This is a genomic window from Streptomyces sp. HM190, assembly GCF_009857135.1.
Classification (GTDB): Bacteria; Actinomycetota; Actinomycetes; order Streptomycetales; family Streptomycetaceae; genus Streptomyces; species Streptomyces heilongjiangensis.
Genome location: NZ_CP047318.1, coordinates 3,023,016 through 3,037,158, shown reverse-complemented (window position 1 = coordinate 3,037,158; position 14,143 = coordinate 3,023,016). Strand labels below are relative to the sequence as shown.

Below are 14,143 nucleotides of genomic sequence, written 5' to 3'. Positions count from 1 at the left end.
CTTGGCTGAGTTCATTTACACCATGCGCAAGACGCGCAAGGCGCACGGCGACAAGGTGATCCTTGACGACGTATCGCTGAGCTTCCTGCCCGGCGCGAAGATCGGTGTGGTCGGTCCGAACGGTGCCGGTAAGTCCACCGTCCTCAAGATCATGGCCGGCCTGGAGCAGCCGTCGAACGGCGACGCGTTCCTCTCGCCCGGGTACACCGTCGGCATCCTCCTCCAGGAGCCGCCGCTGAACGAGGCGAAGACGGTCCTGGAGAACGTCCAGGAGGGCGTCGCCGAGATCAAGGGCAAGCTGGACCGGTTCAACGAGATCGCCGAGCAGATGGCCACCGACTACTCGGACGCGCTCCTCGAGGAGATGGGCAAGCTCCAGGAGGAGCTCGACCACGCCGAGGCATGGGACCTGGACGCCCAGCTGGAGCAGGCCATGGACGCCCTCGGCTGCCCTCCCGGCGACTGGGCCGTCACCAAGCTCTCCGGTGGTGAGAGGCGCCGCGTCGCCCTGTGCAAGCTGCTGCTGGAGGCCCCCGACCTGCTGCTCCTCGACGAGCCCACCAACCACCTCGACGCCGAGTCGGTGAACTGGCTGGAGCAGCACCTCGCCCAGTACAAGGGCACCGTCGTGGCCATCACCCACGACCGGTACTTCCTGGACAACGTGGCCGGCTGGATCCTGGAGCTCGACCGCGGCCGCGCCATCGGCTACGAGGGCAACTACTCGACGTACCTGGAGACCAAGCAGTCCCGTCTCAAGGTCGAGGGGCAGAAGGACGCCAAGCGTGCCAAGCGCCTCAAGGAGGAGCTGGAGTGGGTCCGCTCCAACGCCAAGGGGCGGCAGGCCAAGTCCAAGGCGCGTCTGGCCCGCTACGAGGAGATGGCCGCCGAGGCCGAGAAGATGCGGAAGCTGGACTTCGAGGAGATCCAGATCCCGCCGGGCCCCCGTCTGGGCAACGTGGTCGTCGAGGTCAACAACCTCAGCAAGGCCTTCGGTGAGAAGGTCCTGATCGACGACCTGTCCTTCACGCTGCCGCGCAACGGCATCGTCGGCGTCATCGGCCCCAACGGCGCCGGCAAGACCACCCTGTTCAAGATGATCCAGGGCCTGGAGCAGCCGGACGCCGGCTCCATCAAGGTCGGCGAGACCGTCAAGATCTCCTACGTCGACCAGAGCCGCGAGAACATCGACCCCAAGAAGACGCTGTGGGCCGTCGTCTCCGACGAGCTGGACTACATCAACGTCGGCCAGGTCGAGATGCCCTCCCGCGCCTACGTGTCGGCGTTCGGCTTCAAGGGCCCCGACCAGCAGAAGCCGGCCGGTGTCCTCTCCGGTGGTGAGCGCAACCGCCTCAACCTGGCGCTCACCCTCAAGCAGGGCGGCAACCTGCTGCTGCTCGACGAGCCGACCAACGACCTCGACGTCGAGACCCTGTCGTCCCTGGAGAACGCGCTCCTGGAGTTCCCCGGCTGCGCCGTGGTCGTCTCCCACGACCGCTGGTTCCTGGACCGGGTGGCGACGCACATCCTCGCCTACGAGGGCGACTCCAAGTGGTTCTGGTTCGAGGGCAACTTCGAGTCGTACGAGAAGAACAAGATCGAGCGGCTCGGCCCGGACGCCGCCCGCCCGCACCGCGCCACCTACAAGAAGCTGACTCGGGGCTGATCTTGCGGCACATCTACCGCTGCCCACTGCGCTGGGCGGACATGGACGCGTACGGCCACGTCAACAACGTGGTCTTCCTCCGCTACCTGGAGGAGGCCCGTATCGACTTCCTGTTCCGCCCGGAGAAGGACTTCAAGCAGGGGTCCGTGGTGGCACGCCATGAGATCGACTACCGGCGGCAGCTCGTCCACCGGCACAAGCCGGTGGACATCGAGCTGTGGGTCACGGAGATAAGAGCGGCGTCCTTCACGATCACCTACGAGGTCAAGGACCCCGACGAGGTCTACGTCACGGCCTCCACGGTGATCGTGCCGTTCGACTTCGAGGCCCAGCGCCCCCGTCGGCTCACGGCGGAGGAACGGGAGTTCCTGGCGGAGTACCGGGACGACGAGAAGGAGGGGGCCGTCGCCGCATGACGGTGCTCCACCTCGCCGACGAGGGGGAGGCGGCGGATCTCGCGGCCTTCCTCTCCCGGCTGCTCCACTACGACCGGGGTGCTGCGGTGCGTCTCCAGGCCGCCGGCACCGCACTCGCCGTCTTCGGCAGACCGCCCTCCTTCGAGGTGCTGGCGATCCGGGCGGCACGGCTGGCGAAGCCGTACGAGAACGGCCTCGACATCACGCTCGACGTGACCGTGTCGGCCGGTGAACTGCTGGAGACGATCGACGAGTCGGCGGCCACCGTGGTCGTGCCCGACGCCGTCACCGGCCCGCCGTGGGCCGGGGTGCTGCCCCCGCGCGGCGGCTGGCGCCGGGTGGCGGGGCTGCCCGCCCAGGAGACGGTGCGCGCGCGTGTCGCCGAGGCGGTCGCCGAGTTCCGCTCCCGCACGGGGGAACTGGCGCCGGAGCGGCGCACCCGAACCGAACTGGACCGGATCGGGCGGGAGATCTGGTCCCGGCCCGTCGGGGACACTGCCCTGCCCGTGCGCGCCGCGCACGCGGCCCAGTCACTGGGCTTCCTCCGGCCCACGCGGGGCCGCACAGCGGAGGAGCAGGAGCCCGCACTGTTCTCGTCGGGCGCGTGGCTGCGCCTGCGCACGCCGTACGGATCGATCGCCGTACGGCGCGCGGGACTCGGCGCGCTGGACGTCAGCGTCCGCTGACCACCCGGCTCGGCTGCTCAGTCGGGGGTGTTCACCATCGAGGCCGCCGCGTACGTCAGGTAGTTCCACAGGGTCTGCGCGTGTTCCTCGGAGAGGTCCAGTTCGTCGACGGCGACGCGCATGTGCTTCAGCCAGGCGTCGTGCGCGGCCCGGTCGACGGTGAACGGGGCGTGCCGCATCCGCAGGCGGGGGTGGCCACGGTTCTCGCTGTACGTGGTGGGGCCACCCCAGTACTGGATCAGGAACAGCACGAGGCGCTCCTCCGCCGGACCCAGATCCTCCTCGGGATACATGGGCCGAAGGATCGGGTCCTCGGCGACCCCCTCGTAGAACCGGCGCACGAGGCGCCGGAAGGTCTCCTCGCCACCGACCTGTTCGTAGAAGGTCTGCTCCTGCAACGTGCCGCGCCGAATCTCTCTCACGTCTCCCATGGTCTCAGACGGGGGGACGGAGGACTCAAGGCTTAGGACCACGCGGAAATCCGGGATCCGGTGGCACCCCCCGCCCGGTTCGGCGGCGCCTTCCGGGTGATGTGCGCGGGCGGCGAACGACGGATTCCGGACCTGTCCGCTGCGACACTCGCCTCCGGGGGCCTCCGGCAGCACAGTGGACACATGGGCACGCACGCTGTGGACCACGACCTGGAACGCCTCGCCGCGCAGGCACGTTCGGCGCTGGTGCGCGAGATCGGACGCAGCGGCGCCTGGGACACCGACCCGGTCTGGCGGGAGGCGTTCGCGGCGGTGCCGCGGCACCTCTTCGTCCCGTACTACTACGTCGAGGGCGCGAGCGGCTTCGAGCGGCTGTGGGGCGAGGAGCGCGACCCGCGGCGGCGGGAGCGATGGGTGCGGGGCGCGTACGCGGACGCGCCACTGGCCACGCGGGTCCGGGACGGGGAGTTGATCTCCTCCAGCAGCCAGCCCTCCCTGATGGCGAGGATGCTGGCCGAGTTGGAGGTCGAGGACGGCCACCGGGTCCTGGAGATCGGTGCGGGGACCGGCTACAACGCTGCTCTGCTCGCGCACCGACTGGGCGACGACCTGGTCACCACCGTCGATCTGGACGCCGACATCACGGAGGCGGCGCGCGCCCATCTGCGGGCGGCCGGGTACCACCCGACCGTCGTCACCGGGGACGGGGCACGCGGAGTCCCCGAACGGGCCCCGTACGACCGGATCATCGCGACCTGCGCGCTCCCGTCGGTCCCGCGTGCCTGGCTCGCCCAGTGCGCCCCCGGCGGACGGGTGCTGACACCGATGGCCACAGGGCTGGTGGCGCTGCGCGTCCTCGACGAAGAGCACGCGGAGGGGCGGTTCCTGCGGACGGCGGCGTTCTTCGTGCCGTTGCGCGGGGGCGGGGAGCCGGAGGGGATGCGTCCGCATCTGGGCGGGCTGGCGCGACAGGTCAGGGACCACGATCTCTTCCGGTTCCTGCTGACCCTGACGGCGGGCGCCCTCGACCCGCGCGAGGCGCTCGCACTGTGGCAGCGCGAGGGCATGCCGTCGCGTGAGCGCTTCGGCATCACCGTCAGCGGCGACCGCGCCTGGGCCTGGCTGGACGACCCGGAAGGGCCCTACGCCTGGCCCCGGTCGTGAACGCCGGGAACCGGCCGACGGGGCCCGGACAGCGGAACAGGGCCGGCCGAACCGGTCGGCCGACCCCGATCGTCATGTCCTCGCGGGTCAGCCCCGGCGGATCGTGATCGTCGTCCACGCGCCCACATGGACCCGGTCCCCGTCCTGGAGGGGGACCGGCACGAAGGGCTGGATGGGCTCCTCGGAGCCGTTGACCGTGGTTCCGTTGGTGGAGTTCTGGTCGACGACCGCCCAGGTGCCGTCCGGCTGCTGCACCAGCATGGCGTGCTGGTGCGAGACACCCGGGTCCTCCGGCGGCACGGACAGATCGATGTCGGGGGTGTCGCCGGTGGAGTGCCGGCGGCGGCCGATGGTGATCTGGTTGCCGGTGAGGGTGCGCTGCTGCTCGGGCGAGTACGCGGGCAGGTTCAGCCCGGCGGCCTCGGGGCCCGAGCGCTGCATCATCGCCATGAAGTACTCGCGGTCGGGACCGATGGTCGCGCTCCAGGTGGCCGGGCCCTGCTGGTACGAGGGGCCGGGCGGGGCCTGGGTGACGGCGGGCTGCGGGTAGCCGTAGCCGCCGGGGCGCGCTCCCGCGCCGCCGGGACCGCCGGGACCGCCCGGTCCGCGGGAGCCACCGGGGCCGCCCGAGGGCGGGGAGATCACCCAGTCGTCGTCGCCCCCGAAGGAGGGAGCACCCGACTGCGGATGTCCACCGGGACGGCCCGGACCACCGGGACCGCCCTGGCCACCCGGACCGCCCTGCTGCGGACGCCCGGTCTCCTGCGGGAAGACGGGCGGGGCCGGGGGGCCCGACTGCTGGAACGCCTGGGGCGCCCCACCGGCACCGGGGCCGCCGCCGGGCCCCGGACCGCCGGGGCCACGGCCGCCGGGGCCGCCCGGACCACCGAAGCCGCCGGGGCCCGTCAGACCGGGACCGCCGGGGCTGCTCAGGCCGGGGCCGCCCGGCCCACCCGGCGTCGGGCCGGGCGGTGGGGGAACCGGTCGCGAGGGGTCGCCGTCGAAGCCCGCCGGGCCGGGGCGCGAGCGGTCGCCGCCGAACGCGGACGGACCGGACTGGCCGGGCTGGCCGGGCTGACCCGAAGGCCCGCCGCCGAACCCGGAGGGGTCACCCGCCCGCCCGGAACCACCAGGACCACCGGGACCACCATGGCCACCGGGACCACCGTGGCCCGAGGGGCCGCCCGGTCCGCCAGGGCCACCGCCCGGTCCGCCCGGCCCGCCCGGTCCGCCCGGGCCCGGCTCGGAGCCGTACGGAGGGCCCGGAGGGATGGGCTCGGCGGGACGGTTCATCTGCGAGGGGCGCGAGCTCTGGTAGTCGTACGCGTCACCGCCGCCGTAGGAGGGCGGGGGCGGCTGCTGGAAGCGGAGCGACGGGTTCCCGCCCGGACCCTGGCCGGGGCCGCCCGGCCCGCCGGGGCCGGGGGAGGGCGTCGAGGGGCGCGGCGCGGCCGGGGTGTACGTGGTCGCCGTGTTGGTCAGGAAGTTCCACCGGCACTCCTCGCAGAACGGCGCGCCGCCCTCACGGGGCGTGCGGCACTGCGGGCAGAGCTCCGGCTCGGCGGCGAGGTGCGGGCGTCCGCCGGGACCCCCGGGGCCTCCCGCGCCCGGAGGCGGCGGAGGGGAACCGGGCGGCGGGTATCCGTAACCGGCGCGCGGTGGCGGCGGGGGCGGCGGGGGTACGGCACCGGCCATACGGTGACCGCAGACCTCGCACCAGTCGTCGGAACCCGACTGGTGTCCGTTCGGGCAGGTCGGCATGTCGGCGCTTCCCCCTCTCCTTTCCGGCACTCGGGCCGGGTCCTGTGGCCGCGACGGGCCGGTTTGGCCGAGCGTGTCCGGATCCCCGGTGGGGAGCCAGGCTCTCTCGCAGCGGTACTACTCGGTGTTCGCGGTACTTCTCGGCTACTGCTGTTGCTACTGCTTGTCTACTTCTTTACACGAACAGTCTTTGTGGACCGGGTCTCGAGGGTCATCTCGTCGGCCTCCGTGACCTTCGCCTTCAGTCGCACAGTACCTGTCGCCGCATCGACCACGTCCACCACCTTCGCAAGCAGTTTCGCAGTATCCGCGTTCCCCGACGCACTCGCCAGTTGCACGGCCCGCCCCAGCTTGGCCGTCGCTCCGTCGACATCTCCCGCTTTACGCGCATCGAGACCCTGTTGGATGACTTGTGCCAGTTCGGCTTGACCCGTGTAGTGGGCGACCTGGGGGTTGATCGAGGTGGACGCCGCCATGTCGTCGGTCCACACGGCCTTCACCAGACCCTGGGCGCCGAGGTTCTGCGCGCCGCCGTCGGACTGCGGGATGACCAGGGACACACGGGCGGCGAGCATCTCCTGGCCGAGGGACGCGGGCGGGACCTCGACGCACACGTGGTAGTCGCGGGACTCGTCCCCCCAGGAGCCGGTCGGGTAGTCGCCGGCGCGCGGGCCGGCCTCCGTGCGACGGTCCGTCAGATCGACCACGGTGGGGGCGACCTGCTTGACGTACTTGATCCGGGTGCCGACCGGTGTCCACAGCCGGAGGGCGACGTCGGCGACCTCCTTGCCCATGGTCGCCTCCATGATCTGGGTGAAGTCGGCGGACAGGGCGGCCGGGTCGGCGACGATGTCGGCGGTGCCGAGGAGGGCGGAGGCGATCGCGGTGACCTCCTTGACCTCCCAGTCGGTTCCCACTCCACGCGCGTCACAGGTGAACCGTCCGGCACAGGCGTCCAGCGCGGCCCGCAGGTCCTCGGGCGACTCGTGCTCGTTGCGGCCGTCGGTGAGCAGGATGCCGTGGCGTATCTCGACGTCGGCCGAGGCGAGCAGCCGGTCGGCGAGCCTCAGCCAGGTGCCGATCGCGGTGCCGCCGCCCGCCCTGAGCCTGCGCAGGGCCTGCTTGGCCTGGTCCCGGGTGGCGGGGTCGGCGACGGCGAGCCGGCCGCCGCCGGGGTAGACCTCGCGGGCCACATGTGTGCCGTCGATCACCGCGAAGTGGACCCCGTCGCGCAGGGTGTCGATCGCGGCGGCCGTGGCGTCGCGGGCGTTGCGCATCTTGGTCGGCGGGTAGTCCATCGACCCCGAGCAGTCGACCATGATCGCCACGGCGGCGGACGGGCCCTGGCCGGGCGAGTAGAGGTGCGGCGCCGTGACCGCGCTGCCCACGGTGCCGCCGCCCGTCGCGCTCACCGTCACGATCGCGTTGACCTCGCGGCCGCCCTCCGGCAGGTACTCGTTCTGGTACACGTCCACCGAGAACTGCGGCACGTTCGACTTCGAGAAAATGGCCATGCCTGATCTGCTCCCCCTAGCGGCCCCACAGCACGTGGGGTGATGACTGTGCGTGCCTCTGCCCGGACCGGTCCCCTCCGGTCCGTCGGCCGTTCCCTCCGGCCGCCGAGGTGCCCGCGAGTCCCCGCCCCGCGAGCGTCCTCAGGCCGATCCTGCCCCCTGGGGCGGGGCCGGGAACGGCAGGACGGCCACTGTTACGTTGTCGTGGCCGCCCCCGTCCAGGGCCCGGCCGACGAGGACCTGTGCGCAGTGCAGTGGGCGCTGGGCCGCGTCGAGGGGGACGGCCTCGGCCATCTCCTCGGCGGCCTCCGCGTAGTTCCACAGTCCGTCGGTGCACACCACCACCACACCCGGCCGGTCCGGTTTGAAGGAAGCGGTGTGCGGCTCCAGTTCGTACGCGTCCGCCCCGAGCCAGCCGGTGATCGCGTGGGCGCGTTCGTCGGCGTACGCCTCGGCCTCGTTCATCAGTCCCGCGGCCACCATCTGCGCTGCCCACGAGTCGTCCTCGGTGAGCCGGGCCGAGGGCGCGCCGCGGTCCACGGGCACCCAGTAGGCGCGGCTGTCGCCGACCCAGCCGACGACGAGCAGGGTGGGCGTGACGACGGAGCCGACGATGGTGCACGCCGGCGCGTTCTGGTGCGGGGCGTGCTCCTGGGCGGTCTCCGGTTCGTCGGCGAGGGCGTTCACCGCGCGGGACGCGGCGACGATCGCGTCGTGCATCGCCTGCTGCGGGTGCGTGCCGCGAGGCAGGGACTCCAGCAGCGTCTCGTTCGCGGCGCGGGCCGCGGCGAGCGAGGCGTCGTCGGGGCGGGTCGCGGAGGACACGCCGTCGCAGACGATCGCGACGACCGCGGGTGAGCCGTCGGGCAGCGCGGTCGAGGACACGGCGAACGCGTCCTCGTTGCGGTGATGGCGCAGTCCTCGGTCGCTGACCGCGGCGACCGCGCCCAACTCCTGCTCCATGTGGTCGCGTTCACGTGGCTGTGCGTGACCGCAGTTCTCGCAGTAGCCATCCCGGTCGACCTGGCCCGCGCGGCAGGCCACGCACAGCTTCGTGCCGGCCGACGGGGTCGCGAGGTCCGTGGTGCGCGGGTCCGGCGGCTGCGGCGCGGCCAGCGGGTACTCCTCGGGCTCGCTGGGCCGGTCGAACCGCACGCCGCGGCCGGGGCCGGACAGTTCGCCACCGCCGGAGTCGGTGCCCGGGATGTCGGTGGGGCGGACCACCGGCGGTGGTGTGCCCGCACTGGGTTCGGAGGCGACGGGCCAGGCCACGGACGCGGCCTCGTCCGGCGCGTCACCGGCCGTCCCGTTCATCGTCAGGGTCGGGTGGTCCTCCGGCGGCGCGGGCACCGCCGACAGGTCGTGGCCGCACGCACCGCAGAAGCGGTCGTCCGAGGCGAGGGGCCACTCGCAGATCGGGCATTTCGTCAGCGCGGTCGGCTGGGGCATCTGCGACATGAACTACACCCACGTCCGGGGGCGGTAACGGTTGGCACGTTCCACCAGGTCGATCCTCTCCTCGCCGCCCTGCGCGAGCCGGGCCAGCGTGCGGTACGCCCGCTCCAGTCCGAAGCGGAGGCCACGCTCGTCCAATGCGCTGCCGAGCAGCATCCGTTCGCCGCCGGCCGGGGCCACGGCGCCCTGGCTACCGGAGAGTACCCAGTCCAGGGCGCTGCCGAGGACCTCTGTGGACAACTGCTCCCGGCGCACCGCGTCCAGACCGTACCCGCCGAGCGCCTCGACCTGGCCCGCGGCGGCGGTCAGGTCGTCCAGGAACGCCGCGCCCGGGGCGGCCCCGGACGCGAGCGTCGACTCCGTACGGTGTCTCAGCCGCGCCCGGACGGCGGCGACCCGGGCGGCGGTGTAGTGGATGGACGCCTCCGGCACGGACTCCAGGACGAGCACCGCGTTCCGCCGGTCCCCGGCGGTCAGCCGCACCCGGGCCAGCCCGAACGCGGCGCTGACGAAGCTGGGGTCGGTCGTCCACACCAGCCGGTAGTACTCGGCGGCGTTGTCGAGCTGCCCGAGGACCTCGGCGCACAGACCCAGGGCCAGCTTGGGGGCCGGCTCGCCCGGAAAGGCGTCGTAGATCGCGTCGAAGGACAGCGCGGCGTTCTCGTGGTCGCCGGTCGCGAGCGCGGCCACCCCCCGGTACCAGACCACCCGCCAGTCGTCGGGGTGGTCCCGCTCCAGGGCGTCCAGCGTGGTCAGGGCGATGGTGAACTCGCCCATCTCCAGGCGGGCCCGCAGCTCCCGCAGCCGCAGCTCCAGGGAGCCGGTGGGCGCCGCGTGCAGCGCCGTGATCAGCTCGGTGGGCGCGGAGGCGATGAGACCGGCCAGGAACCCGGCGTTCGGGTCCCCCGGGTCCACGCGGGGCACGGGCAGCGCGAGCGCCGCGGCGGCCGTGTCCAGGGGCTTGGTGAGCCGTGCGGAGGCGGAGGGATCCGTGCCGCCGGTGAGCGGCGCGGGCGTACCGGCGGCCGGGCCCCCGTTCCCGGCGGCGGTCCTGCCCCGCCGCGGGAGCCTGCCGGGCGGCACCGGCCGCGTCCCCAGCCGCGACACGTCCCCGTCCAGGCGCGCGAACAACTCCGTGTCCGTGACGCGCACTTCCGGGCCGAACAGCGTCGACAGCGCCGGCCGGGCGCGGCCGGTCTGAAGGGACACGACCTCCCGGAGCACCCCCGTGAGCTGCTCCGACATCTCCTGCGCGGAGGCGAACCGGCGGGCCGGGTCGGGGTCGGTGGCCCGCACCAGCAGCCGGTAGAACGACTCGTACTGGCGGAAGACCTCGATGGTGTCCGGGTCGGGCAGGGAGTCCACGAAGACGTTCGTGTACCCCTGGAAGTCGAAGGTCAGCACCGCGAGCGTACGGGCGACCGTGTACAGGTCGGACGCCACGGACGGGCCGACGTCGGCGACCTCCGGCGCCTGGTAGCCGACCGTGCCGTAGATGGCCGACTCGTCGTCGTCCATCCTGCGCACCGCGCCCATGTCGATCAGCTTCAGCTGGTCCTCGGTCTGGATCGCGTTGTCGACCTTGAAGTCGCAGTACAGCAGGTTGCGGCTGTGGAGGTGCCCGAGGGCCTCCAGCGCCTCGATGCCGTACGCGCACGCCTGATCGACCGGCAGCGGATCGCGGCGGCCGTCCGGGGTGCGGCGGCCGTTGGCGATCTCCTTCAGCGACTTGCCGCCGACGTACTCCATGACGATGTACCCGTCCAGCGAACCCGTCCGCTGGTCGAGGTGCTCGACGAAGTTGTAGATGCGGACGATGTTGGAGTGCTCGATCTCGGCGAGGAAGCGGCGCTCGGAGATCGCGGCGGCCATCGCGTCCTGGTCCCCGGTGTCGAGGAGGCCCTTCAGCACGACCCAGCGGTCCGACACCGCCCGGTCGATCGCCAGGTAGATCCAGCCCAGGCCGCCGTGCGCGAGACAGCCCACGACCTCGTACTGGCCGCGCACGATGTCACCGGCGTGCAGCTTCGGCACGAACGAGTACGGGTGGCCGCACTTGGTGCAGAAGCCCTCCGTGCGCCCCGGCCGGTCACCGCGCGCCCGCCCCACCGGCGCGCCGCAGTCCGAACGAGAGCAGAACCGCTTGCGCTCGGGCACCTCCGCGGTCTCCAGGACCATCGAGCGCGGATCCGGGCGCGGCACCTCCGGCACCTGCACGAGACCCGCGCCGAGCCGGGCCCGACCCGAGGAGCTCGCCGTCTTCCCGGAGCTGCGCACCGACACCGAACGGCCCGTCGTCGTGCCCGACAGGGCGCGCGAGAGGCGGCCCGAGACCGACCGCCGCGACTGCGCGGAACGCGCGGACGACCGCGCGGACCGCGCACTGGAAGCCGAGCCGCGCGAGCCCCGCCCCCCGGTGATGCCGGTCGCCGGGGAGGACACCATGCCGCCGGCGGAGACGACCGGCGCCAGACCGCAGGTGTCGCAGTACAGCTCACCGCCGCCCATGTCCTCGTACGCCCCCGAGCAACCGGGCCGCTGGCACGACTGCTGACCCGCTCCGTCCGGCCGGCTCACGATTTCTCCCCTCCCCGGTCACGCGGCTCCGGCCGGCCGGGCACGGGCGCGCCCAGCAGCTCCGCCACCGCGTGCTGATAGCGCAGCACCGCCTGCTCGGCGACGCGCAGGTCGCAGGGCGCGCTCCACAGCATGCGGCGCGCCGCGTCGTATCGCTCCACCAGCAGCGAGTCCTCCGCCAGGCCGTGCCGGGCGACCTTCGCCTTGTACGCGTCGAGCCGGCCGCGCAGTTCGGCGCGGACCGCCAGCGGCGCGGTGACCGCCGTCAACGACTCGCGGGCCCGCAGCAGTTCGTCGTCGGCCTTCTGCTCCAGGGACTCCAGGAGCGGGGACAGCCGGTGCCACTGCCCGTGTCTGCGGTACTCGGCCGCCAGCGCCAGCTGCTCCTGCAGCACGGTCGGCGGGCCGCTCACCACGGGCACCTCGGTCGCGGCGATCTTCGCCAGCACCTCACCGCGGGCGCTGCGCGCCTCGGCGAGGGTACGGTCCGCGCGGCTCAGCACGTCCCGCAGCTTCACCAGCCGTGCCTCCGCGTCCTGACGGACCATCAGCACGGCCTCGATCTCCCGCCGCACGTCGTCCAGGGCGCGCGCCTCACGGTCGTACGTCGAGAGGTCGGGGCGGCCGCTGCCGGGGGCCGAACTGCCCTGCGCGGGAACCCAGTAGGCGAGCGGGTCGGAGACGACCTCCTCGCGGAGCCTGGTCAGGGTGCGGGTGATCCGCTCCAGGTCGTCGCCCGCCGGGTGCTCTCCGGGGCGTACGCCCACGGAGTGCGCGAGCTGACGGGTGCGCTGGAGCTCTGCGGCCAGTAAATCGATCCGGGCGGGCAGCGCGGACCACACCGCGTCGGCGGCGACGACCATGTCCAGCGACGCCGCGTACAGGTCGTTCATCCGGTCCACGAGCGTGGACAGCGAGAACTGCTCGCTGAGCCGGCCGGTGCCCTGGAGCGTCGGCGCGTTCGCCATGGCGGTGGCGGAGCCCGCGACGGTGACGGCCTCGCCCCGCAGCAGCTCCGTCAGCTCCACCAGGTCCTCACGGCTGGACCAGCGGCGGCGCGAACGGATCTCACGGGCGCTGCGCAGCGCGTCCGAGTAGGCGTCGAAGTACGCCCACAGCAGGGTGATCGACGCCTCCGTGGACTCCCAGCGCTCCTTGGTGACGCCGGTCAGCTCGGCGCCCTCGAGCAGTCGGCGGCCCGCGTGGTCCTGGAGGGCGAGCAGGGAGGTCTCGATGGCCTCGTGCTCCGCGCCGAGCCGCGCCAGCGCACGGTCCACCTCGTCCCGGTCCATCACCGGCCCGGTGGATCCCGCGACGCCCATCGATCACCTCTCGCTCTGTCGGTGTCGGTCTGTCTCTGTCGGTCTGTCTCTGTCGGTCTGTCTCTGTCGTCTCTGTCGGTGTCGGTCGACTTGCGGGGTCAGTCCCGGTACTTCTGGTCGGACGGCGGCAGGGACCCCGTGGAGTCGTCGCCCAGGGTCGCGGACAGCCAGTCGTCGTACGACTGCTGCCAGCCGTCCTTGAGGTAGTCCTCCAGGACCTGGTTGACCCGGCGTACCAGATCGTCCGCCTCGAGATTCATCGCCACGCCGTAGTACTCGGTGGTGAACGGCGCGCCCACCAGCTTGACCGTCGGGTCCTGCGCCGCCTGGCTCGCGGCGAGCGCGCCGTCGGTGACCACCGCGTCGACCTCCCCGAGCTGGAGCCGTACCAGGCAGTCGAGTTGGTTGGGCGGATTGACGGAGGTGATGTCGGCGGAGGCGACGAGCTTGCCGGACTTCTGGTCGGCCTCCAGGGTCTCCCACGCGGTGGAACCGCTGGCCGAGCAGATCTTCTTGCCCGCAAGCGTCTTGTCGTAGCCCTTGACGGGCGAGGACTTGGGGGCCAGGACCTGCTGGCCGGTCGTGAAGTACGGCTGGGAGAAGGCGACGTCCGCCATCCGCTCGCAGCTGATCGTCATGGTGCGGACCACCATGTCGACCTGCCCGTCCTGGATCGCCTTGATGCGTTGGTTGGTGGGGATGGCGCGGAAGCGCACCTTGGCCGGGTCGCCGAGGATCTCCTCGGCGATGCGGTGCGCGATGTCGATGTCGAAGCCCTCCAACTCCGCCTTGCCGGCGGTGTTGTTCGGGTCGCGGTAGCCCCAGCGGTAGCTGTTCTGGTCGACGCCGATCGTGAGGAAGCCGTTGTCCTTGATTTTCTTGATGGTGGGACCGGACTCGCTCGACGAGGGCCTCAGGCTGTGGTTCTGCGGGTCGCCCTTGGCCCTGCAGTCGTCCGCCCGGGTCTGTTCGCCGTGGGCGACGCCCTGGCCGCCGGTGCCGGCCGGGCCGCCGCCGCGGGTCCCGCTGAGCGGCAGCACCAGGGCGAAGACCACGGTCAGGGCACAGACGACCGCCATCGCGCCCACGCCGCCCCAGCCCTTGAGGCCCGCCCGCAGGCGTCGTACCGCTTCCATCGCCCCTCCTTCCAC

At 72.5% G+C, this 14,143-nt stretch carries 11 protein-coding genes; 4 read left to right on the top strand and 7 right to left on the bottom strand.

Features of this window, described 5'->3' with window-relative positions:
• Nucleotide 1 precedes the first annotated feature (1 nt).
• The 3 genes from ettA to GSY65_RS12665 are packed head-to-tail and all read left to right on the top strand — an operon-like array spanning nucleotide 2 to nucleotide 2,768.
• On the top strand, nucleotides 2-1,666 hold the full coding sequence (gene ettA / locus GSY65_RS12675) for an energy-dependent translational throttle protein EttA (RefSeq protein WP_159767425.1): 1,665 nt from the start codon (nucleotides 2-4) through the stop codon (nucleotides 1,664-1,666).
• A gap of 2 nt (nucleotides 1,667-1,668) precedes the next feature.
• On the top strand, nucleotides 1,669-2,082 hold the full coding sequence (locus GSY65_RS12670; RefSeq protein ID WP_159767424.1) for an acyl-CoA thioesterase: 414 nt from the start codon (nucleotides 1,669-1,671) through the stop codon (nucleotides 2,080-2,082).
• Entirely contained in the window at nucleotides 2,079-2,768 is a 690-nt protein-coding gene (locus GSY65_RS12665) for a hypothetical protein (protein ID WP_159767423.1), read from the top strand. Before GSY65_RS12670 ends, GSY65_RS12665 begins: the two co-directional genes overlap by 4 nt.
• A 17-nt stretch (nucleotides 2,769-2,785) precedes the next feature.
• Here the strand turns inward: GSY65_RS12665 and GSY65_RS12660 are convergent, their stop codons facing one another.
• A complete protein-coding gene (locus GSY65_RS12660; protein WP_159767422.1) occupies nucleotides 2,786-3,199 on the bottom strand; it encodes a globin in 414 nt (137 codons plus the stop codon).
• Nucleotides 3,200-3,382: 183 nt separating this feature from the next.
• Between GSY65_RS12660 and GSY65_RS12655 the strand changes: the two genes are divergently transcribed.
• Nucleotides 3,383-4,363 (top strand): methyltransferase domain-containing protein, encoded by a 981-nt coding sequence (locus tag GSY65_RS12655; RefSeq protein ID WP_159767421.1) that lies wholly within the window; start codon nucleotides 3,383-3,385, stop codon nucleotides 4,361-4,363.
• 87 nt (nucleotides 4,364-4,450) lie between these two features.
• Here the strand turns inward: GSY65_RS12655 and GSY65_RS12650 are convergent, their stop codons facing one another.
• From GSY65_RS12650 to GSY65_RS12625, 6 genes are all read right to left on the bottom strand, one after another.
• The gene (locus GSY65_RS12650) at nucleotides 4,451-6,124 is read right to left on the bottom strand and encodes an FHA domain-containing protein (RefSeq protein ID WP_159767420.1); all 1,674 of its coding nucleotides are present in this window, start codon (nucleotides 6,122-6,124) and stop codon (nucleotides 4,451-4,453) included.
• A 167-nt stretch (nucleotides 6,125-6,291) separates the two neighbouring features.
• The gene (locus tag GSY65_RS12645; protein WP_159767419.1) at nucleotides 6,292-7,638 is read right to left on the bottom strand and encodes a vWA domain-containing protein; all 1,347 of its coding nucleotides are present in this window, start codon (nucleotides 7,636-7,638) and stop codon (nucleotides 6,292-6,294) included.
• A 141-nt stretch (nucleotides 7,639-7,779) separates the two neighbouring features.
• Entirely contained in the window at nucleotides 7,780-9,096 is a 1,317-nt protein-coding gene (locus GSY65_RS12640) for a PP2C family serine/threonine-protein phosphatase (RefSeq protein WP_159767418.1), read from the bottom strand.
• 3 nt (nucleotides 9,097-9,099) lie between these two features.
• Nucleotides 9,100-11,601 (bottom strand): serine/threonine-protein kinase, encoded by a 2,502-nt coding sequence (locus GSY65_RS12635; protein ID WP_159775861.1) that lies wholly within the window; start codon nucleotides 11,599-11,601, stop codon nucleotides 9,100-9,102.
• 65 nt (nucleotides 11,602-11,666) lie between these two features.
• Complete coding sequence (locus tag GSY65_RS12630) at nucleotides 11,667-12,992, bottom strand: hypothetical protein (protein ID WP_159767417.1); 1,326 nt, start codon at nucleotides 12,990-12,992, stop codon at nucleotides 11,667-11,669.
• Nucleotides 12,993-13,090: 98 nt separating this feature from the next.
• Nucleotides 13,091-14,128 carry a glutamate ABC transporter substrate-binding protein gene (locus tag GSY65_RS12625; protein ID WP_236579761.1) on the bottom strand — a complete coding sequence of 346 codons (1,038 nt, stop codon included), beginning with the start codon at nucleotides 14,126-14,128 and terminating at the stop codon, nucleotides 13,091-13,093.
• Nucleotides 14,129-14,143 lie beyond the last annotated feature (15 nt).

What these genes read in the sequence shown, in the direction of transcription:
- GSY65_RS12665 (WP_159767423.1), top strand. Translation starts at nt 2,079, where the DNA reads ATGACGGTGCTCCACCTCGCCGACGAGGGGGAGGCGGCGGATCTCGCG.
- GSY65_RS12660 (WP_159767422.1), bottom strand. Translation starts at nt 3,199, where the DNA reads ATGGGAGACGTGAGAGAGATTCGGCGCGGCACGTTGCAGGAGCAGACC.
- GSY65_RS12655 (WP_159767421.1), top strand. Translation starts at nt 3,383, where the DNA reads ATGGGCACGCACGCTGTGGACCACGACCTGGAACGCCTCGCCGCGCAG.
- GSY65_RS12650 (WP_159767420.1), bottom strand. Translation starts at nt 6,124, where the DNA reads ATGCCGACCTGCCCGAACGGACACCAGTCGGGTTCCGACGACTGGTGC.
- GSY65_RS12645 (WP_159767419.1), bottom strand. Translation starts at nt 7,638, where the DNA reads ATGGCCATTTTCTCGAAGTCGAACGTGCCGCAGTTCTCGGTGGACGTG.
- GSY65_RS12640 (WP_159767418.1), bottom strand. Translation starts at nt 9,096, where the DNA reads ATGTCGCAGATGCCCCAGCCGACCGCGCTGACGAAATGCCCGATCTGC.
- GSY65_RS12635 (WP_159775861.1), bottom strand. Translation starts at nt 11,601, where the DNA reads ATGGGCGGCGGTGAGCTGTACTGCGACACCTGCGGTCTGGCGCCGGTC.
- GSY65_RS12630 (WP_159767417.1), bottom strand. Translation starts at nt 12,992, where the DNA reads ATGGGCGTCGCGGGATCCACCGGGCCGGTGATGGACCGGGACGAGGTG.
- GSY65_RS12625 (WP_236579761.1), bottom strand. Translation starts at nt 14,128, where the DNA reads ATGGAAGCGGTACGACGCCTGCGGGCGGGCCTCAAGGGCTGGGGCGGC.